The sequence below is a fragment of the Paraburkholderia caribensis genome (assembly GCF_002902945.1).
Lineage (GTDB): Bacteria > Pseudomonadota > Gammaproteobacteria > Burkholderiales > Burkholderiaceae > Paraburkholderia > Paraburkholderia caribensis.
In genome coordinates, this window is record NZ_CP026103.1 from 510,531 (window position 1) to 527,879 (window position 17,349).

Annotated in this window: 12 protein-coding genes and 1 pseudogene; 11 read left to right on the plus strand and 2 right to left on the minus strand. The window is 61.3% G+C overall.

Annotated elements, in window-relative coordinates; all coding sequences use genetic code 11:
* Positions 1-120 precede the first annotated feature (120 nt).
* From C2L66_RS31725 to C2L66_RS31750, 6 genes and pseudogenes are all read left to right on the plus strand, one after another.
* Positions 121-357: pseudogene (locus C2L66_RS31725) on the plus strand (helix-turn-helix domain-containing protein); the annotation flags it as partial.
* A 566-nt stretch (positions 358-923) separates the two neighbouring features.
* Positions 924-4,397 carry a type VI secretion system Vgr family protein gene (locus C2L66_RS31730; protein ID WP_060610304.1) on the plus strand — a complete coding sequence of 1,158 codons (3,474 nt, stop codon included), beginning with the start codon at positions 924-926 and terminating at the stop codon, positions 4,395-4,397.
* Between the two features lie 79 nt (positions 4,398-4,476).
* Entirely contained in the window at positions 4,477-4,812 is a 336-nt protein-coding gene (locus C2L66_RS31735; RefSeq protein ID WP_054931785.1) for a hypothetical protein, read from the plus strand.
* A gap of 37 nt (positions 4,813-4,849) precedes the next feature.
* Positions 4,850-6,265, plus strand: a complete 1,416-nt coding sequence (locus tag C2L66_RS31740) for a LysM peptidoglycan-binding domain-containing protein (protein WP_054931786.1) — start codon at positions 4,850-4,852, stop codon at positions 6,263-6,265.
* 44 nt (positions 6,266-6,309) lie between these two features.
* Entirely contained in the window at positions 6,310-6,897 is a 588-nt protein-coding gene (locus tag C2L66_RS31745; RefSeq protein ID WP_148654661.1) for a hypothetical protein, read from the plus strand.
* Between the two features lie 833 nt (positions 6,898-7,730).
* On the plus strand, positions 7,731-8,582 hold the full coding sequence (locus C2L66_RS31750; RefSeq protein WP_060610307.1) for an alpha/beta fold hydrolase: 852 nt from the start codon (positions 7,731-7,733) through the stop codon (positions 8,580-8,582).
* 18 nt (positions 8,583-8,600) lie between these two features.
* Here the strand turns inward: C2L66_RS31750 and C2L66_RS31755 are convergent, their stop codons facing one another.
* Entirely contained in the window at positions 8,601-9,116 is a 516-nt protein-coding gene (locus C2L66_RS31755) for a GNAT family N-acetyltransferase (protein ID WP_060610310.1), read from the minus strand.
* Positions 9,117-9,424: 308 nt separating this feature from the next.
* On the opposite strand from C2L66_RS31755, the gene C2L66_RS31760 reads away from it, so the two are divergent.
* Positions 9,425-10,801 (plus strand): MFS transporter, encoded by a 1,377-nt coding sequence (locus tag C2L66_RS31760; protein WP_060610313.1) that lies wholly within the window; start codon positions 9,425-9,427, stop codon positions 10,799-10,801.
* Between the two features lie 66 nt (positions 10,802-10,867).
* Here the strand turns inward: C2L66_RS31760 and C2L66_RS31765 are convergent, their stop codons facing one another.
* On the minus strand, positions 10,868-11,764 hold the full coding sequence (locus C2L66_RS31765; RefSeq protein WP_060610316.1) for a GNAT family N-acetyltransferase: 897 nt from the start codon (positions 11,762-11,764) through the stop codon (positions 10,868-10,870).
* A 212-nt stretch (positions 11,765-11,976) separates the two neighbouring features.
* Between C2L66_RS31765 and C2L66_RS31770 the strand changes: the two genes are divergently transcribed.
* The 4 genes from C2L66_RS31770 to C2L66_RS31785 all read left to right on the plus strand — a co-directional run bounded on the left by C2L66_RS31770 (position 11,977) and on the right by C2L66_RS31785 (position 17,343).
* Complete coding sequence (locus C2L66_RS31770) at positions 11,977-13,458, plus strand: aldehyde dehydrogenase family protein (RefSeq protein WP_060610319.1); 1,482 nt, start codon at positions 11,977-11,979, stop codon at positions 13,456-13,458.
* A gap of 214 nt (positions 13,459-13,672) precedes the next feature.
* Entirely contained in the window at positions 13,673-14,341 is a 669-nt protein-coding gene (locus C2L66_RS31775) for a haloacid dehalogenase type II (RefSeq protein ID WP_060610322.1), read from the plus strand.
* A 26-nt stretch (positions 14,342-14,367) separates the two neighbouring features.
* Positions 14,368-15,642: an NAD(P)/FAD-dependent oxidoreductase gene (locus C2L66_RS31780; RefSeq protein WP_060610325.1), complete on the plus strand. Its 1,275-nt coding sequence runs from the start codon at positions 14,368-14,370 to the stop codon at positions 15,640-15,642.
* An 81-nt stretch (positions 15,643-15,723) separates the two neighbouring features.
* Positions 15,724-17,343 (plus strand): ABC transporter substrate-binding protein, encoded by a 1,620-nt coding sequence (locus C2L66_RS31785; protein ID WP_054931793.1) that lies wholly within the window; start codon positions 15,724-15,726, stop codon positions 17,341-17,343.
* The last annotated feature ends 6 nt before the right edge of the window (positions 17,344-17,349 follow it).

Here is a 17,349-nt window from a genome sequence, read left to right on the forward strand (position 1 = left end):
GTCACCGCACGCCGCGCCAGACAGTCCACGGCCGCCCAGGTGGCAAACTGTGTGTAGGCCGTAGTGCCTCACACGCCTCACTCCGGACCGTTAGCACACGCGTTCCACCCTGTAAGAGCGCTGCCCTATCTGACGCGCTGGCGCTTGACGCTGGCGTGTAGTGCATTGAAGGCCGGGGACGAACGGCTGGCCGCGATTGCGCGGCAAATAGGCTATGACTCTGCAACGGCGTTCAGCCTCGCCTTCAGGCGGATGTCCGGGGTGAGTCCCGGGCGCTATCGGATCAAATCGCGCGTGGCGCGCGACTCCGACGCCGTGAACCGTCGCCGAACCCTAGTAAGTCATCGGCCGGCCTAAATCCCGGCGGCCGCGTCTTGGTCGTGAGCGCCGCCGCTCCGCTTTCAACGGGTGCGAAGCGGCAGCTGGGGGCGTCGTAGTAACGATCATGTGAACATTGACACCCGACCTAACGGCTGTTGCACCTTGAAAGCCGCCTTGGAACCGGCGCCGGATCCGTTGCCCGCAACGGGTCGGGTTGACCCGTTCGCTGTTGGTCCGGGTTCTGCGAAGGCGACGAATGCGTACAGTCGGCCAATAAGAGCCATTCGACGCGTTGAAATGAATTGCTGGCAATGCTCGTTTGGTCTCGACCAAAGGAAGTCCCATGATGATCGACGGAACGGTCTTTCAGCCATGAACAGAAGTGTTTTGTGCTGGCTCGCTATCTTCGCGCGAAAGCACCCGGTAAACGTTGCCGAGTACATAAACCATAAGTAAAATCTTCGCGCCATTTAAAATGCCCGCCGCATATTTAACTTTTCTCGATTCCCATTTAAAGATTTTTTAAAATCCGGTAAACGGTTTGCTCGTTATATTCTTGTAGAATCGCGCGGGTTGATTAATAACGGACAAAAAGAGGCGTTATGGGGGCGCAGGACGTTATCGCGGCCATTACAGGTCGTCTTGCACAGGGCGACCGGCTGTTGAAACTGGATACGCCGATCGGCAGCGATGTACTCGTGCCGCAACGCGTAGTTGGCAAATCGCGCATCGGGCGGCAATTCGAGTTCGCGGTCGACGCGATATCGACTTTTTCCAGCATCGAACTGAAAAAGCTGATTGCTCAACCGGTCACGCTGTGGATACAGCAATCCGATCAGACTTATGCGCCGCATAACGGCTATGTGCATACGGCACGCCGTCTTGGCTCCGATGGCGCGTTGACGACCTATCAGATCAGCTTTGCATCGTGGATGCATTTCCTGAAGTTCCGTCGCGATCAACGCATCTGGCAGGACGTAAGCGCGGATCAGATTATCAGCGACGTGTTTAATGCGCATCCGCAAGCGCAAGGATGGTTTCGTTTCGCGCTGTCAAAACCGCTGCCGGCACGTTCGTATTGCCGTCAGAATGAGTTCGACTGGAATTTCGTGCACAGGCTGCTCGAGACGGAAGGCTTGTACGGCTTCTGGCAGCAGGCCGACGACGGAAAGTCGCATACGCTCGTGATCACGGACAGTCTGTCGACCCTCGACGCCATGTCACCGCAGGCCGTCAGCTTCTATCGCGCAGGCACGAAAAGTGAAACAGACGCGCTCACGCAATGGTCCAGTACGCGCACGCTGCAAAGCACGTTGCTCACCACGCGCACGTTCGACTACAAGAGCCCGTCGAGTCCATATAACGCAAAGGGCACGAGTACGCCCACTCTGCCCACACACGGCGCGTTGCCTGCCCAAGCCGAGGTTTACGAGTACACGGGAGCCTATACCTATGGACAGCAGGATCGCGGTGATACGCTCTCGCGAATTCGCATGGAAGAATGGGAATCGCGCGCGAAGCGCTTTCACGGCGTGGGCGGCGTGCGTCATATCGGTGCGGGTAAGCGCTTCACGCTAAGTGGCCATCCGGATCATGATCGCGATGCGGCTGACCAGTTGGAGTTCGCGGTAATCGAAAGCGTCTGGACGATCGAGAACAACTTGCCCGTTGCCGGCGACGCACCCGTGTTTCCGCATAGTCTGCAGCGTACCGTGTCGGCCGTGCGTGCGAGCCACGAGAGCGAGCGGAGCTTCGAGCTGGCGTCGGCCGATGGCTCGAACGGGTTCTATCGCGTTGATATCGAAGCGCAGCGCACGAGCGTCCCCTATCGCAGCCCATTCGAACATCTCAAGCCGGATGTGCAGATGGAGTCGGCGATCGTCGTCGGCCCGCAGAACGAAGAGATCTATACCGATGATCTGAACCGCATCCGGGTGCGTTTCATCTGGGACCGGCTCAACAGCGGCGACGAACGCGCGTCGTGCTGGGTGCGAGTCGCGCAATCCGACGCAGGCAGCGGATACGGCGGCGTGCATCTGCCGCGCGTCGGCGAAGAAGTTCTGATCGATTACATCGACGGAGATTGCGACAGGCCGATCGTGGTCGGCCGCGTCTATAACAGTGCAAACGCGCCACATTGGCATTCGAATGGGTTGCTATCGGGCTATCGGTCGAAGGAGTTCGCCGGCAGCGGCTACAACCAGATGGTAATGGACGACGCGACCGGACAGAACCGCGTACAACTCTATAGCAGCAGCGCAAACAGCTATCTGCATCTGGGTTATCTGATTGCACACAACGGCAACGCGCGCGGTGCGTATCTGGGAAGCGGGTTCGATCTTGGTACAGACAGCTACGGCGCGGTGCGGGCGGCGAAAGGCCTGTATGTGACGACGTACGCCAAGCAAGCCGACAGCCAGCAGATGGAAGTCAACGAGCCGCGCCAGCAACTCGCAAATGCGCAAGGGGTGATCGATGCGATGTCGTCCGCAAGTCAGACGCATCAGGCGGAAAACCTCAAGGACGGCTACGACGCGCTGAAGTCGTTCACGGATGCCACACAGAAACGGGTGACGGGTGCGTCGTCGAACGGAGCGACGGCGGGTGGTGGAACCGGAAGCGCGAACGCCTTCGCGGAGTCGGCCATGCTGTTTGCAAGTCCGGCGGGGATCGGACTGTCGACCCAACAGTCGGTGCATGTGTCGGCGGATCGGCAGATCAATCTCGTCAGCGGGCAAAGCACGCATATCGCGACGGGCGGGTCGCTGGTGGCGAGCATTGCGCAGAAGATTAGCCTGTTCGCGCAGAACGCGGGCGTGAAACTCTTTGCCGGCAAGGGCAAAGTGCAAGTGCAGGCCCATTCGGACAACGTCGAACTGACTGCGCAAAAAAGCGTGAAGCTGTTGTCGGCGACGCAGAACATCGAGGCCGCCGCGCAGCAGGAGATTCTGCTCACATCGGGCGGCGCCTATATCCGCATCAAGGACGGCAACATCCAGATTCACGCGCCCGGTACGATCGATATCAAGGGTAGCACGCATCAGTTCAGCGGCCCCACGCAGCAGTCGTATCCGTTGCAGTCCATGCCATTACCGGCCGACATGCAGCGCTACAGCAACAAGGTCGACATGTCGGGGCTTGACGCGATCGCCCAGCAGGACGGCGTGAGCCATGCTTGGGGCAATACGCCGTACTACGTCACCAATGCTGCCGGCACGGTGCTCACGAGCGGCGTGACCGACAGCGTTGGACAAGGGTCGCGCTTCTTCACGCGTGAATCCGAGGATGTGCATGTCTGGATGGAAAAGGACGAATGGCTGAGCAGCGAGGAAATCGAGGCTGAGTCCGGCGCGCCCGATACAGCTCCTGCTCCCGCTGCGCCGGATTGCTCGTATCTCGACGGGTTCAAAGGGCGCATCGACGCGCCGCAAGATTTCTATACGAAGAAGAACGCCGTCACGCTCGATTCGGGCAAGGAAACGAAGTTCAAGTTTCCGGGCGGCGGTCAACAGGATGCGACTCAATATCACGCGATGGTCAACGACCATCCGCTCGACATCTTCGTGCCGAAAAGCGGCGCACCGACGGGTGCAGCGCTGCCGGACCAGCAGTCGATCGCGAAGGCATTGGAAACCGTTCCCTCGCAGCAACTCGAACAGTTGAGCCGTGTGTCGATCAACCCCGCGCCGAACCCACAGGACGCCGTGTGGCAGAAGATCTACAACAAGCCCGACTTTTACTCGGCGGCAACGGCGAGTGTTTCTCAGGGCGTGGCGTTTTATCCATGGAAAGACTGGAAGACGATTCCGCAGCAATATGTCGACAGTACGATGACGCATGAAACGGGGCATTTGTGGAGCGAAACGCTGTGGAAGGATGCCGCATCCAGGCAGAGCTATCTGGATGCAATCGCCAAAGACGGCAAACCGCCGTCGGCCTACGGCGCGAACAATCCGACAGAAGACTTTGCCGAGTCTGCCAATATGTACTGGTCAAGCAAGGGCACGCCTTGCGAGCAGGAAGGACGAAAACGCTATCCGGCCCGTTATGACTACTTCGACAAAATTGCTAAATAAACTTTGCCGACAATCGGCAGTCCTCGCCTCGTACGCATTGCTCGTGTGCGGTTGTGCAGGCACATTGGGAGCCAACAGCATGTCCAGTTCCATTCCCCCAGGCGCGCAAGATCCGCACAACCCGCATCCGGGTTCGATCAACATAAAGTATGCGTGGAACGGCTCGACGGAAACAGTGAAAGCCGCCGACTTGCCGGATGCCTTCACGTTCCGCTGCAGCGACGCCAAGGGCAATCCCAGTGAACGGGACAATGCCGCGTGGTGTATTCCCGTCGTGGAGATCGAAACGGTGTCGGTCGATAAGACCGGACGACCTGTCGCGCCCAAAGACGCGTATTCGATTACGAGTTCGGTGTATGGTCCCGGCCATACGTTTCTGGAACACGTCACGTCGGGTCCTGCGGCGGGCAAGTGAGCACGAGTGAAGATGATGCATTTCCAAGGCAATCGACATGACGGATGATTCTTCTATCTACACGGTTCAGCCTGGCGACACCTTGAGCGTTATCGCCGGCAAGAGGGGCGTGCCGTGGAAAGACATCGCGCGTGCCAACGAAATCGGCGACCCGCGTTCGCTACAGGTCGGACAGCAACTGCGCATTCCGAAGAGAGCCGGCAAGATCACCACGAACACGCTCGACGCCGAGCACAACCCGCTGCCGAATGCGTCGTACCGTATTCGCAGCGGCGACAAGCTCGTGTCGGGCAAGACATCGAAGTCGGGGCAGCTGGAAGCGTTCTGGCCGGACTTCGAAGGACAGACTGTCGAGATCTTTTTTCAGAAGCTCAATGGCGAGTGGAAGAAGGTGTATGAAACAGTCGCGGAAGAGACCAACAAGCTGGTCACGCTGGTCAGCCCTCGGCTGAAGATTTCCATGCAGACGCAGCCGCATCCCCAGAACGGCGAAGCGCGGAGCAAGCCGCCGCAGCCGGCTCCAAAGGCGCCGCCTGCCGGCGATCAGACCGATTCGTCATTCGCACCGGGCAAAGGCGTCAAGACGACGCAGACGGCCGACGCGGCAGGCGCGGCCGCCGTGAAGGTCACGAGCGATGACGCATCGCTCGATGAGTTTCTCGACAAGTACACGGGCGACCCGATCACCGAGAAAGATTTCGAGGATGCCGCCAAGGAGATCGGCTGCAAGGTCAACGTGATCAAGGCCGTTCACCAGACGGAAGTGGGCGGCGGCAGCTTCACGACTGTCGATGGCAGAACGGTGCCGAAGATTCTTTACGAGCGGCACTATTTCTACAAGCTGTCGGGCGGAAAGTATTGGGACACCAATCCGGATCTGTCCTGGCCCACGGGCTATTACCGTCTGAAGACGAAGTACATCAAGAAGACGATGCAGCTCAAAGGCGAAGACGGCCAGACGCGCGACGTCGATGTCTGGGTACGCTACAACGCGAAAAAGGACAAGGATCACGCGAAGGATGCCGAAACCGCGCAGGAACTGATCGACGATGGCGTGTTGACGAAAGAGCGCGATACGTATGGTTCGCTGAGCTACCGGCGTTTGCGCAAGGCGTTCAAGCTCGATGCGTCCGCTGCATTGCAGGCGTGTTCCTGGGGCGCGTTCCAGATCATGGGCTCGAACTACAAGACCTTGGGCTATGCCACCGTGCAGGAGATGGTGAAGGATATGTCGAGGTCGGAGCGTCCGCATCTGAAGGGCTTCGTCAACTTCGTCAAGGCGGACCCGGCGCTCGTGAAAGCCGCGAAGAACGAAGACTTTGCTGCATTTGCGTCCCGCTACAATGGTCCGACGTACAAAGAGAACGACTACGACACGAAGATGAAGAATAACTTCGATGCGTTCGAGAAAGCCGACGCCGCGAAGAAGAGTCAAAAGGACAAAGTAAAGTGATCAGAGATTTACGCTTGGGATGGGTAGTGGCCACGAGCATGTTGATGCCCAACTGGGCGAATGCGGACGAACTGCATTCCGGCGTGTATGAATTGCGCACGGTTCCCGGTACGCAACTGGATTACCGCAAGGTGTATCTCGTCGTGGAAAAAGGCGAGGTGCAAGGGTTTTTCGATAATCCGTTTACGGCGCCGGCGGCCAACAATCCCGATCGCGATCCGACTTGCCGCTTTCTGCTCAAGAGCAGCGATACCAAAGGCAACACGATTACCTTCTCCACGTATTTCGCCGACGAGAAGGGCGGCAAGATCAGTCTTTCTCCGGGCAGCCAGCAATCGTGGGCGGTGAAAGTCGACGGCGATCTGCCGAATTGCGAAGTGCCGACCATCGAAAGCGGCGATTCACTGACCTTCAAGTCGGAGCGGAACTGGATCGGCTTTGCGATGATCGCGAGCAAGCGCGCGCCGTTGTTCTCGGCATCGCAAGATAGCGCACGCACGAAGGGCTATCTGGTGAAGAACGATGTCGTCGCGGTGCTGGCGCGCATTGGAGACTGGGTGCAGGTCGACTACTTCGCGCGCGGCAACGACCTGGTGCGTTGGGTCAAGCGAAGCGACCTGCAGGGCGGGTGAAACCGTCGCGGGGTACAGGTTCGCTCGCGACGGCGCGCAATGACCGCCCCATGAACAGTGACGGCTCGACCGTCAGCAATGGGGCACTATGTAAACCTCTGCATAGGGGGCGGTTTGGTGCGGTCGCCGTCGGTCCGGGAACGACGAAGGCGACGAATGCGTAGAGTCGGCCACTCTTTCGGACAATCGACGTTCGCGCTACATTGTCAACAATCGAGCCGTTGCCGCGTTCGGTCGGCGGTTCCGATCAGCCGGCCGCTTCCAACGTGCCTACGGCAACGTACGAATGAAAATCGACGAACTGAACTGGACGGCTCCGTGGCATTCGCTTTCCAAGGAAGGAGAAGTTGTAGGACTGCGACGTCAGTTAATAGGGAAGTGACTGGTCGCCATCCCCTTTGTGGTCAGGTAGCCACCGTCATTGGTCGACGCATTGACAACGATGACGTCCTCGTGGCTCTTTCTGATGGTTCGTACGTGAATGTGCACCTCACATGGAGTCTGTCAGACGCGGGCCCATTTTTCGGATAGATATCCAGCATGGTTTGCATATGAGTCGCTAGCGGATGCAATGCCGGTCAGCTTCACGCCAGCTGTTTAGGAGGTGGGGCGCAGATTTGTTTGTCTTATTTCGTCAGCGCAGGTCTGATTGTCCCGGAGCTGGTTTCGTTTGTCTCTCACCAAAAAGCAAAAGCAAAAGCAAAAGCAAAAAACCAAACCCCCCCACACCTATCAGAAAACCTGATCCCTCCGATCCAAATTACGCGTTTTTCTTACGTCAAAGAATCCTGCATAGTACCTCCACCACGAATCCACGCGAAGCGACACCTCCCATGAACATGCGAACCGATCCCGCATTGCTCGCCAACCCGCAACTGAGCTTTGCGACCGTCGCATCGGGAATCTGCATCCCCTACATCGAACGCGGCACGGGCGAGCCCGTCATATTCGTGCACGGTTCACTCTGCGATTACCGCTACTGGGACGCCCAGATCGCGCCCTTGTCCGCGCATTTTCGCTGTATCGCCCCTAGCCTCAGCCACTATTGGCCCGCCGCCGAAGCGTGCATTCAAAATGAGTTCGGCTGGCAGGAACACGTCGCCGAGTTGGCGGAATTCATCGTCGCAATGGATCTCGCGCCCGTTCACCTCGTGGGCCATTCGCGCGGCGGATCTATCGCATTCCAGCTCGCGCGTGAATATCCGCGTCTCGTCAAAACCTTGACGCTCGCCGATCCGGGCGGCCCGTTGCAACTCGACGGCATGCGCGAAGCGTCGTTGCCCTCGGCGATGAACGCATTGCGCGCCAAGGTCGCCGGCATGATCGAGGAGGGCGTCGTGGAGCCCGGCCTCGAACTGTTCGTCGATTCCGTCAGCGTGCCAGGCGCCTGGAAAAAGAGCACCGACGCGTTCCGTACGATGGCGATCGACAACGCCAGCACGCTCCCCAAGCAGTTTCTCGATCCTCTGCCCGCCTATTCGCGCGATACGGCGTCGCAGATCGCATGCCGGACACTGTTGATCGACGGCCAGAAGAGTCCGCGCATGTTCCGCAATAACGTCGAAAGCCTCGAAGGCTGGATCTATCTCGCAGAGCGAGCCACGATAGCGGGCGCTTCGCACGGCATGAACGTCGCGAATCCGGCCGCGTTCAACAGAATGCTGCGTTCGTTCATCGACTACTGACCCGCACTAGCACCTCGCTCAATCGAGCCGCAGAACCATCTCGACTTCGCGATCCGTGTCGTCGTCGATCGCATCGTCGCTCGGCTCGTCTTCCACGGCTTCAAAGCCCGCCGAACGGTACAGCGCGATCGCGCTGGCGTTCGCCCTGCCCGTGTTGAGCGCGATCTGGGTCAGGCCCATCGCGCGCGCCTGGTCGACGGCAGCCGCGATCAGGCGCCGCGCGATGCCGTTCCTTCGATGCGGATGCGCAACGAACAGCCCCCACAGAAAGCCCTTTTGCTGCACGGGACGCAGCGGATATCGCCGCAGTCCCGCGACGGCGACGAGCGTCTCGCCAGCGAATGCGCCCAACACCACCTGATTCGCCGTCGCACCTATACGCGCCTCGATTTCATCGATCGAGCGTTTTTCTTCTTCCTCGCGTGTCGACAGAAAAGACGCCGGGTCCTCGTCGATCGCGCACAGACGCAGCGACACGTAGGCGGCAGCGTCGCTGGCGGATAAGGGGCGGATGATCGGGCAGGCTGATTCCATCGCGCGATTTTAAAGTATGGGTGGCGGTGCGGGCTTCGACGAATCGAATGGTTCGCTGAAATACGTCGTCGTACAACATTCGTCTAACGATCCATATTCGAACCACAGTGGACAGCTGGAATATCCCGTGCACAGCCTTAACCAAGTTGATGCATTCCGCCAGGGTAAACGCCGGATTGTCAAAAATGGTGCGACGCTTCAATCTGTCATCAGACAACCTATGAGACGGAATGTATTCGTGCATTCTCCACGAAGTCGGTTGCACAATCTTGCCGGCTGAACGCTGGTGCGCAGGGAGGAGACATTGCATGGCCAACGTTGTGCAAGGCGTGAGCGCTGAGCGGCGAACCCGCGTCCGCTACGGGATTGTCGCGATGCTGTTCTTCGTCACGGCCGTCAACTATGCAGACCGTGCAACGCTTTCGATGGCGGGGACGTCGATGTCGAAAGATCTCGGTCTGGATGCCGTGGCCATGGGTTTCATCTTCTCCGCGTTCGGCTGGTCGTATGTGATCGGCCAGTTGCCGGGCGGCTGGCTGCTCGACCGCTTCGGCTCGAAGCGCGTCTACGCGGCCAGCATTTTTATCTGGTCGCTGTTCACGGTCATGCAGGGCACGGTGACCTTTCTGAGCGTGTCGCTCGCCGTCAGCGTGCTGTTCGCACTGCGCTTTCTGGTGGGCCTCGCCGAAGCGCCGTCGTTTCCCGCCAATGGGCGCATCGTCGCTTCGTGGTTTCCCGCTGCGGAGCGCGGCACGGCGTCGGCCATTTTCAACTCCGCGCAGTACTTCGCAACTGTGCTGTTCGCGCCGATCATGGGCTGGGTCACCCACCGCTTCGGCTGGCCCTATGTGTTCTATTTCATGGGGGCAGTAGGCATCGTCGTGAGCCTCGTCTGGATGAAAACGGTCTACAGCCCGAAGGACCATCCTCGCATCAGCCGCGCGGAACTCGACCATATCCAGGAGGGCGGCGCGCTCATCGACATGGACCGGCCGAAGAAGAGCCGCGCCGCGAATCAGGCCGCAACGCCCGCCAGCGCATCGTCGCCAGACGTGAACGAAGCGGCGAAAGCGTCGTACGTCAAGCAACTGCTCGGCAACCGGATGCTGCTTGGCGTGTACATCAGCCAGTATTGCATTACCACGCTCACGTATTTCTTCCTGACGTGGTTCCCTGTGTATCTCGTCAAAGAGCGTGGCATGTCCATTCTCAATGCGGGCTTCGTCGCCGCATTGCCCGCCGTGTGCGGATTCGTCGGCGGCGTGCTGGGCGGCATCTTCTCCGACTTCCTGATCCGTAAGGGCTTCTCGCTCACCGTTGCGCGCAAGGTGCCGATCGTCGTGGGCATGTTGCTGTCGACGAGCATGATCGCGTGCAACTACGTGGACTCTTCAGCCGTGGTCGTTGCGATCATGGCGTTTGCGTTCTTCGGCAAGGGCCTGGGCGCACTCGGCTGGGCGGTCGTTGCAGATACATCGCCGAAGCAGATCGCGGGTCTGAGCGGCGGCATGTTCAATATGTTCGGCAACGTCGCCGCCATCACGACGCCGATCATCATCGGCTATATCGTCAACGCGACGGGGTCGTTTAGCGGCGCGCTGGTGTTCGTCGCCTGCAATGCGCTCGTTGCGATCGTCAGCTACCTGGTGATCGTTGGAGAAATCAGGCGCGTTGAATTGAAGTAAGCTCACATGGTCCGCTATGCTCGATTGCCGTATCGAGCGTAGCGGACTTTTTTTCGCCGTTGCATTTCACCACACCGCCTGGCTCGTAAGCGCGAACTGCTTGAACTGCGCATCGACAGGAAGCGGTCCATTGCGCATCATCTTCTCGATGCTATCCACATGCGGCAGCCCAAGTCCCTCGAGCCACGACGAAAGGCCGAACTCGGCGGGCGTATCGATCCGCACGAACATGCCTGCGTGCAGCGCGAGCCAGTGACTGATGAGCGCCTTCGCGCGGCTGAAATCCGGCGAGTCGGGCGCGACGACGGGCCCGATCACATGCCCGTCGCCGAAACGCCTGAACAGTGCAAAGCCGATCAGCTCGCCGTCGCGATCGAGCGCTATGCCGCTTGCGATATCGAGCAGCGCCGGCAGCAGATCGCTCCGGTCCAGTCCGCTTGCGCGCGAAGCGAGTTCGACTAGACGCGGTGCGTCGTTGACGCCGAGCGGGCGCAGACGCTCGCCCGGCGGCAGCGAAACGAGCGGCGGCTGGAACGCCGCGCCCTGATGCTGATTGATCGTGCCGATGCGCTGAAAGCCCAGTGTCTCGCACAGCGACAGGCCCGCCGGGCTCGCATGGATCAGCAACGTGCGCGGGCCGAGTTCGTTCATCAACAGCTCGATCAGCTTGCGTCCGACGCCGCTTCGCTGCCGCTCGGGCGTGACGATGATCATGCCGAGCGTCGCCGCTTCACGTCCGAAACGCCACGCAAGCGCGGTGCCGATCACGCCGCTCGCGTCTTCGGCGACGAAGCCCCGGCCGATGCGCGCCGCGAAGCGCCAGTCGTCGGGACGATGCCGCCATCGGACGGCGCTGGATAGCGCGTGCCCTGCCGCGATGTCGTCGGAGGTGAAAGGGCGATAGTCGATCACATCGTTCCTGTTTGGGTCGGGCACGCCGGCCTCCTCGTTCTGAAGACACATACCGTGACTCTCTCACTGTATGGCGCGTCTGACTAGGACGATCCTTCTGCCGCGCGCGTCGCAAACGCGCGGCAGATGATGCAACGCAAAACGCGGGGTTCCGGCGGCGATAACGCGTCAAATGTGCTGTGCGCGTTTTTTTGTCGGTGCAATATGCCGCGTCCGTGAGCCTACGATTTCCTGCATCGAAAGCAATCGAGGACTCACGCAAAATGGACCGTTTCGATCCCGCAACGATCGGCGTGCGCAGTGGACATTTCATCGGCGGCTCCTATGTCGATGATGACCTTGGCCCGCGCATCGAGGTAGCGCGCCCATCCGATGGCGTGCTGTACGCATCGGTGCCTGTCGCCGACGCCGCCACCATCGACCGCGCCGTGCAGAACGCATGGGCGGCATGGCGCACGAGCGGCTGGGCGCGCATCGCGCCGCGCGAACGTGCGCGTGTGCTGCGGCGTTTCGCCGACCTCGTCGCCGCGGACGTGGAGACGCTCGCGCCGCTCGAAGCACTCGGCTCGACGCGGCCCATTCGCGACGCGTTCAACTGGGACGTGCCGTTCACCGCGGAAGGCATCCGCTTCTACGCGGAGTTCGCCGACAAGGTCGGCGGCGACGTTGCCGCCACCGATCACGATCATCTCGGCATGACCATCGCCGAACCGTACGGCGTGGTCGCCGCAATCGCGCCGTGGAATTTTCCGCTCGTGATGGCGTCGTGGAAGATCGCCCCCGCGCTCGCGGCGGGCAACGCGGTCGTGCTGAAGCCCTCGGAGATGACGCCGTTTTCTGTGCTGAGGCTTGCCGAACTGGCCGTCGAAGCAGGCGTGCCGCCCGGCATTTTCAATGTCGTGCAAGGCGACGGGCGCACGACAGGCGACGCGCTCGTGCGCCATCCGCGCATCGCGAAGGTGACGTTTACCGGCTCGACGCGCACGGGCGCGGCGATCATGGCCGCCTGCGCCGAGACGGGCACGAAGCCCGTCACGCTCGAACTGGGCGGCAAGAGCCCGCAGATCGTATTCGCCGACGCGCCGCGTATCGACGATGTCGCGCGCCGTATTGCTGGCGCGATCACAACCAACGCGGGGCAGGTATGCGTCGCGGGTTCGCGGCTGCTGGTCGAACGGTCGATCGCGGACGAACTGGCCGTATGCATCCAGCGCATATTCGGCGAACTGAAGGCCGGCGCGACCTGGACGCCAGGCACGACGCTGCCGCCGATCATTTCCGAACCGCAAGCGGCGCGCATCGAAGCCATCGTGGAGCGCAGCGTCGCGAGCGGCGCGGTTTTGCGTTGCGGCGGGCATCGCGCGGACGCGTCGGTGCCGGGCGCGTTTTACACGCCGACCTTGCTCACCCACGTCACGCCGCAAACGGACGCCGTGCGCGACGAAATCTTCGGTCCGGTGCTGACCTTGCAGACCTTCGACACCGAAGACGAAGCGCTCGAACTCGCCGCGCATCCCGACTACGGCCTCGCAGCGGGCGTGCATACGGCGGATCTCGGCCGCGCGCTGCGCATGGTGCGCGGCATCGAGGCGGGCACGGTATGGGTGAACCGTTACGGCCGCACCAGCGACTTCATGATCCCGACGGGCGGCTACAAGCGCTCGGGGCTGGGCAAGGATCTGGGGCGGCAGGCGTACGAAGCGAACCTGCGCTTCAAGAGCGTGCTGATCGACGTTCGCGTCTGACGAATCAGGGCAATTACCTAGGACGCGATAACGCCAGAAAAGCCGCCGCATAGTCTGCTGCCGCTGCCCCTCAAAACGCGTGGTTTGTATCGTCGGAGCCACTCGAATCAGCGACAACCGAAGTTTTTGCACTGTTTAAATTTTCCACAGGGATGCATTTCCTGTTTTCGCCACTGAACCCCGCATGGGTTCACAACACGATAGGACTGACACCATGATCGATTTCGAGCCGAAGTACATCACGTTCGACTGCTACGGCACGCTGACGAAATTCCGCATGGCCGACATGGCTCGCGAAATGTTTGCCGACCGCCTGCACGGCGCGGAGCTGGAGCAATTCGTCGCTTTCTTCGCCGGCTATCGCCGCGATGAAGTGCTCGGCGCATGGAAGCCGTACCGCGACGTGGTCGTCAACTCGGTGCGCCGTGCGTGCAAGCGCATGAACATCGAGTTCAATGAAGCGGAAGCCGAAAAGTTCTATCTGGCCGTGCCGACCTGGGGCCCGCACCCGGACGTGCCTGAAGGCCTGTCGCGGCTGGCGAAGAAGTACAAGCTGGTGATCCTGTCGAATGCTTCGAACGATCAGATCCAGAGCAACGTCGACAAGCTCGGCGCACCGTTCCATCGCGTGTTCACCGCGCAGCAGGCGCAATCGTACAAGCCGCGCATGCAGGGCTTCGAATACATGTTCGACCAGTTGAACTGCAATCCGCAAGACGTGCTCCATGTGTCGTCGAGCCTACGCTACGACCTGATGACGGCGCACGACATGGGCATCAAGCACAAGGCCTTCGTCAACCGCGGCCACGAGCCCGGCACGCCGTACTACGAGTACTACGAAGTCGACACGATCGGCGGCCTCGCCACGAAGCTCGGCCTTTGATCCACGCATCCGCGCAAAGGCACCCGATGAAACTCGACTCCTACTGGCTCGACACCGCGCCCACCGGCATTCAGGTGAGCGAGGGACCCGTCGAAGGCCATGTCGACGTCGCCGTGATCGGCGGCGGCTTCACCGGGCTGTCCGCCGCGCTGGCGCTCGGCAAGCGCGGCGCGTCGGTGGCGGTGCTGGATGCGGGGCGGATCGGCGGCGGCGCGTCGGGGCGCAACGGCGGCCAGTGCAACACGGGCGTCGCGCAGGACTATGCGGCGCTTCGTGCGCAGTTGGGCGTCGAACGCGCGCAGGGTTGTTATCGCGCGTATGCGGCCGCCGTCGATACCGTCGAACGCCTGATCCGCGACGAGCAGATCGATTGCGACTATCTCGCGTCGGGCAAGCTGAAGCTCGCCGCCAGGCCGCACCATCTCGCGCATCTCGAACAGACGGCCGAATTGATCCAGCGCGAAGTCGATCCCCAGGTCGAGATCGTCACGCGCGACCGGATTCGCAGCGAAGTCGATTCGGACAGTTTTTACGGCGGCCTGCTGCAAAAGCGTGGCGGGCAGATGCACATGGGCAGGTTCGCCGCCGGGCTGGCGAACGCGGCAACACGCAACGGCGCACGGCTATTCGAGCATGCCACCGTCACGGCGATCGCGAAGGATCGCGGCGCGTATCGGATCGATTCGTCGCGCGGGACGTTGCGCGCGCAGCAGGTGCTGATCGCGACGGGGCCTTCGCGGCACGGACCGTTCGGCTGGTATCGGCGCAGGCTCGCGCCCGTCGGCTCGTTCATCGTCGTGACGGAGCCGCTGCCCGCCGATCACCTTGCGCGCCTGTTGCCGCAGCGCCGTTCGTACACGACCAGCCGTCTGATGCACAACTATTTCCGCGTCACGCCCGATTCGCGTTTGCTGTTCGGCGGGCGCGCGCGCTTCACCGCTTCCGAGCAGCCGTCCGACGCGAAGAGCGGCCGCATCCTGCAGGCGAATCTCGCGGCGACGTTTCCGAGCCTCGCGGGCGCGCGCATCGACTATTGCTGGGGCGGACTCGTCGATATCACGGCGGACCGTCTGCCGCGCGCCGGACAGCACGACGGCCTGTACTTTTCGATGGGCTACAGCGGCCATGGCACGCAGATGTCGACGCACATGGGCCAGGTGATGGCCGACGTGATGGGCGGCAATGCGGCGGCGAACCCGTGGCGCGATTTCGATTGGCCCGCGATTCCGGGACATACGGGCAAGCCGTGGTTCCTGCCGCTCGTCGGCGCGTATTACCAGATCAAAGACGTTTTTTATTGACGTCGTATTTCGACGTCACGCACACAGACAGCACGAAGCTGCCGATTGATTTCCCACAAGCCATCTCACGCGGAGAGTTTCATGAGCAACGATAAATCGCCTGAAGCAGTCGCCCACGCCGGCATCCGGCTCGAAGAGTTGACGCGGCGCGGCGCATCGCGGCGCGAGGTCCTGCGCGCGATGGCGGCGGGCGGACTGATGTCGCTGACGGGCGCAGGTCTGCTCGCGACCAGCGGCGCCGCATTCGCACAGCAGGCCAAGCCCAGGCAGGGCGGCAAGATTCGCGTGGCGACGCAGTCGTCGTCGTCGGCCGATACGCTCGACCCCGCGAAGGGCGCACTCGGCACCGACTATGTGCGCGCCAACATGTTCTACAACGGTCTGACGGAACTCGACCCGCACCTCGGCGCGAAGATGGCGCTCGCAGAGTCGCTGGAAACGAAGGACGCGACCGTGTGGGTCGTCAAGTTGCGCAGCGGCGTGCAATTCCATGACGGCAAGACGCTCACGCCGAACGACGTGATCTATTCGCTGATGCGTCACAAGGACCCGGCCGTTGCGTCGAAAGCGAAGACGCTCGCCGACCAGATCAAGGAAGCGAAGGCGACGGGCCCGAACGAAGTGACGATCACGCTCGAAGGCGCGAACGCGGACCTGCCCGTGATTCTCGCTACGTCGCACTTCCTGATCGTCAAGGACGGCACGACCGACTTCAAGACTGCCGTCGGCACGGGGCCGTTCAAGCTCAAGGAGTTTGCGCCGGGCGTGCGCACGGTCGGCGTGCGCAACGAGAAGTACTGGAAGCCCGGCATGCCGCATCTCGACGAAGTGGAGTTGATCGGCCTCGGCGAGGAATCGGCGCGTGTGAATGCGCTGCTTTCCGGCGACGTGCAACTGATCAACGCCGTCAGCCCGCGTTCGACGGCGCGCATCAAGGGCACGCCCGGCTTCTCCGTGCTCGAGACGAAGACCGGCCAGTACACCGACCTGATCATGCGCGATGAAGGCGGCATTACGGGCACCACGGACTTCCGCCGTGGCCTGACGCACCTGATGGATCGCGAGCAGATTCGCCGCGCGGTGTTCCTCGGCTATGGATCGATCGGCAACGACCAGCCTATCGACCCGACCAACAAGTATTACCTGAAGGGCCTGCCGCAACGCCCGTTCGATCCGGAAAAGGCGAAGTTCTACTTCCAGAAGGCGAAGCTCGGCAGCGCGCCCGTGCAGCTCTACGCGTCGCCGGCAGCCGAAGGTTCCGTCGAAATGGCCATGCTGTTGCAACAGGTCGCGCCGCAAGCGGGGCTGAACCTGCAGGTGGTGCGCGTGCCTTCCGACGGCTACTGGTCGAACCATTGGATGAAGCATCCGCTCGGCTACGGCAACATCAACGCGCGCCCGAGCGCCGACGTGCTGTTCACGCAGTTCTTCAAGTCGGATGCGCCGTGGAACGAAGCGAACTGGAAGAACCCGAAGTTCGACCAGATGCTGATCGCCGCGCGCGGCGAGCCGGACGATACGAAGCGCAAGCAGATCTACGGCGACATGCAGCAACTCGTGCACGACGACGGCGGCATCGGCATTCCGATGTTCCAGAGCTCGCTCGACGCGCACTCGTCGAAGCTCAAAGGTCTTGGCTCGATTCCGCTCGCGGGCCTGATGGGCTTCATGTTTGCGGAAAACGTCTGGCTCGAAGCGTGAGCATGC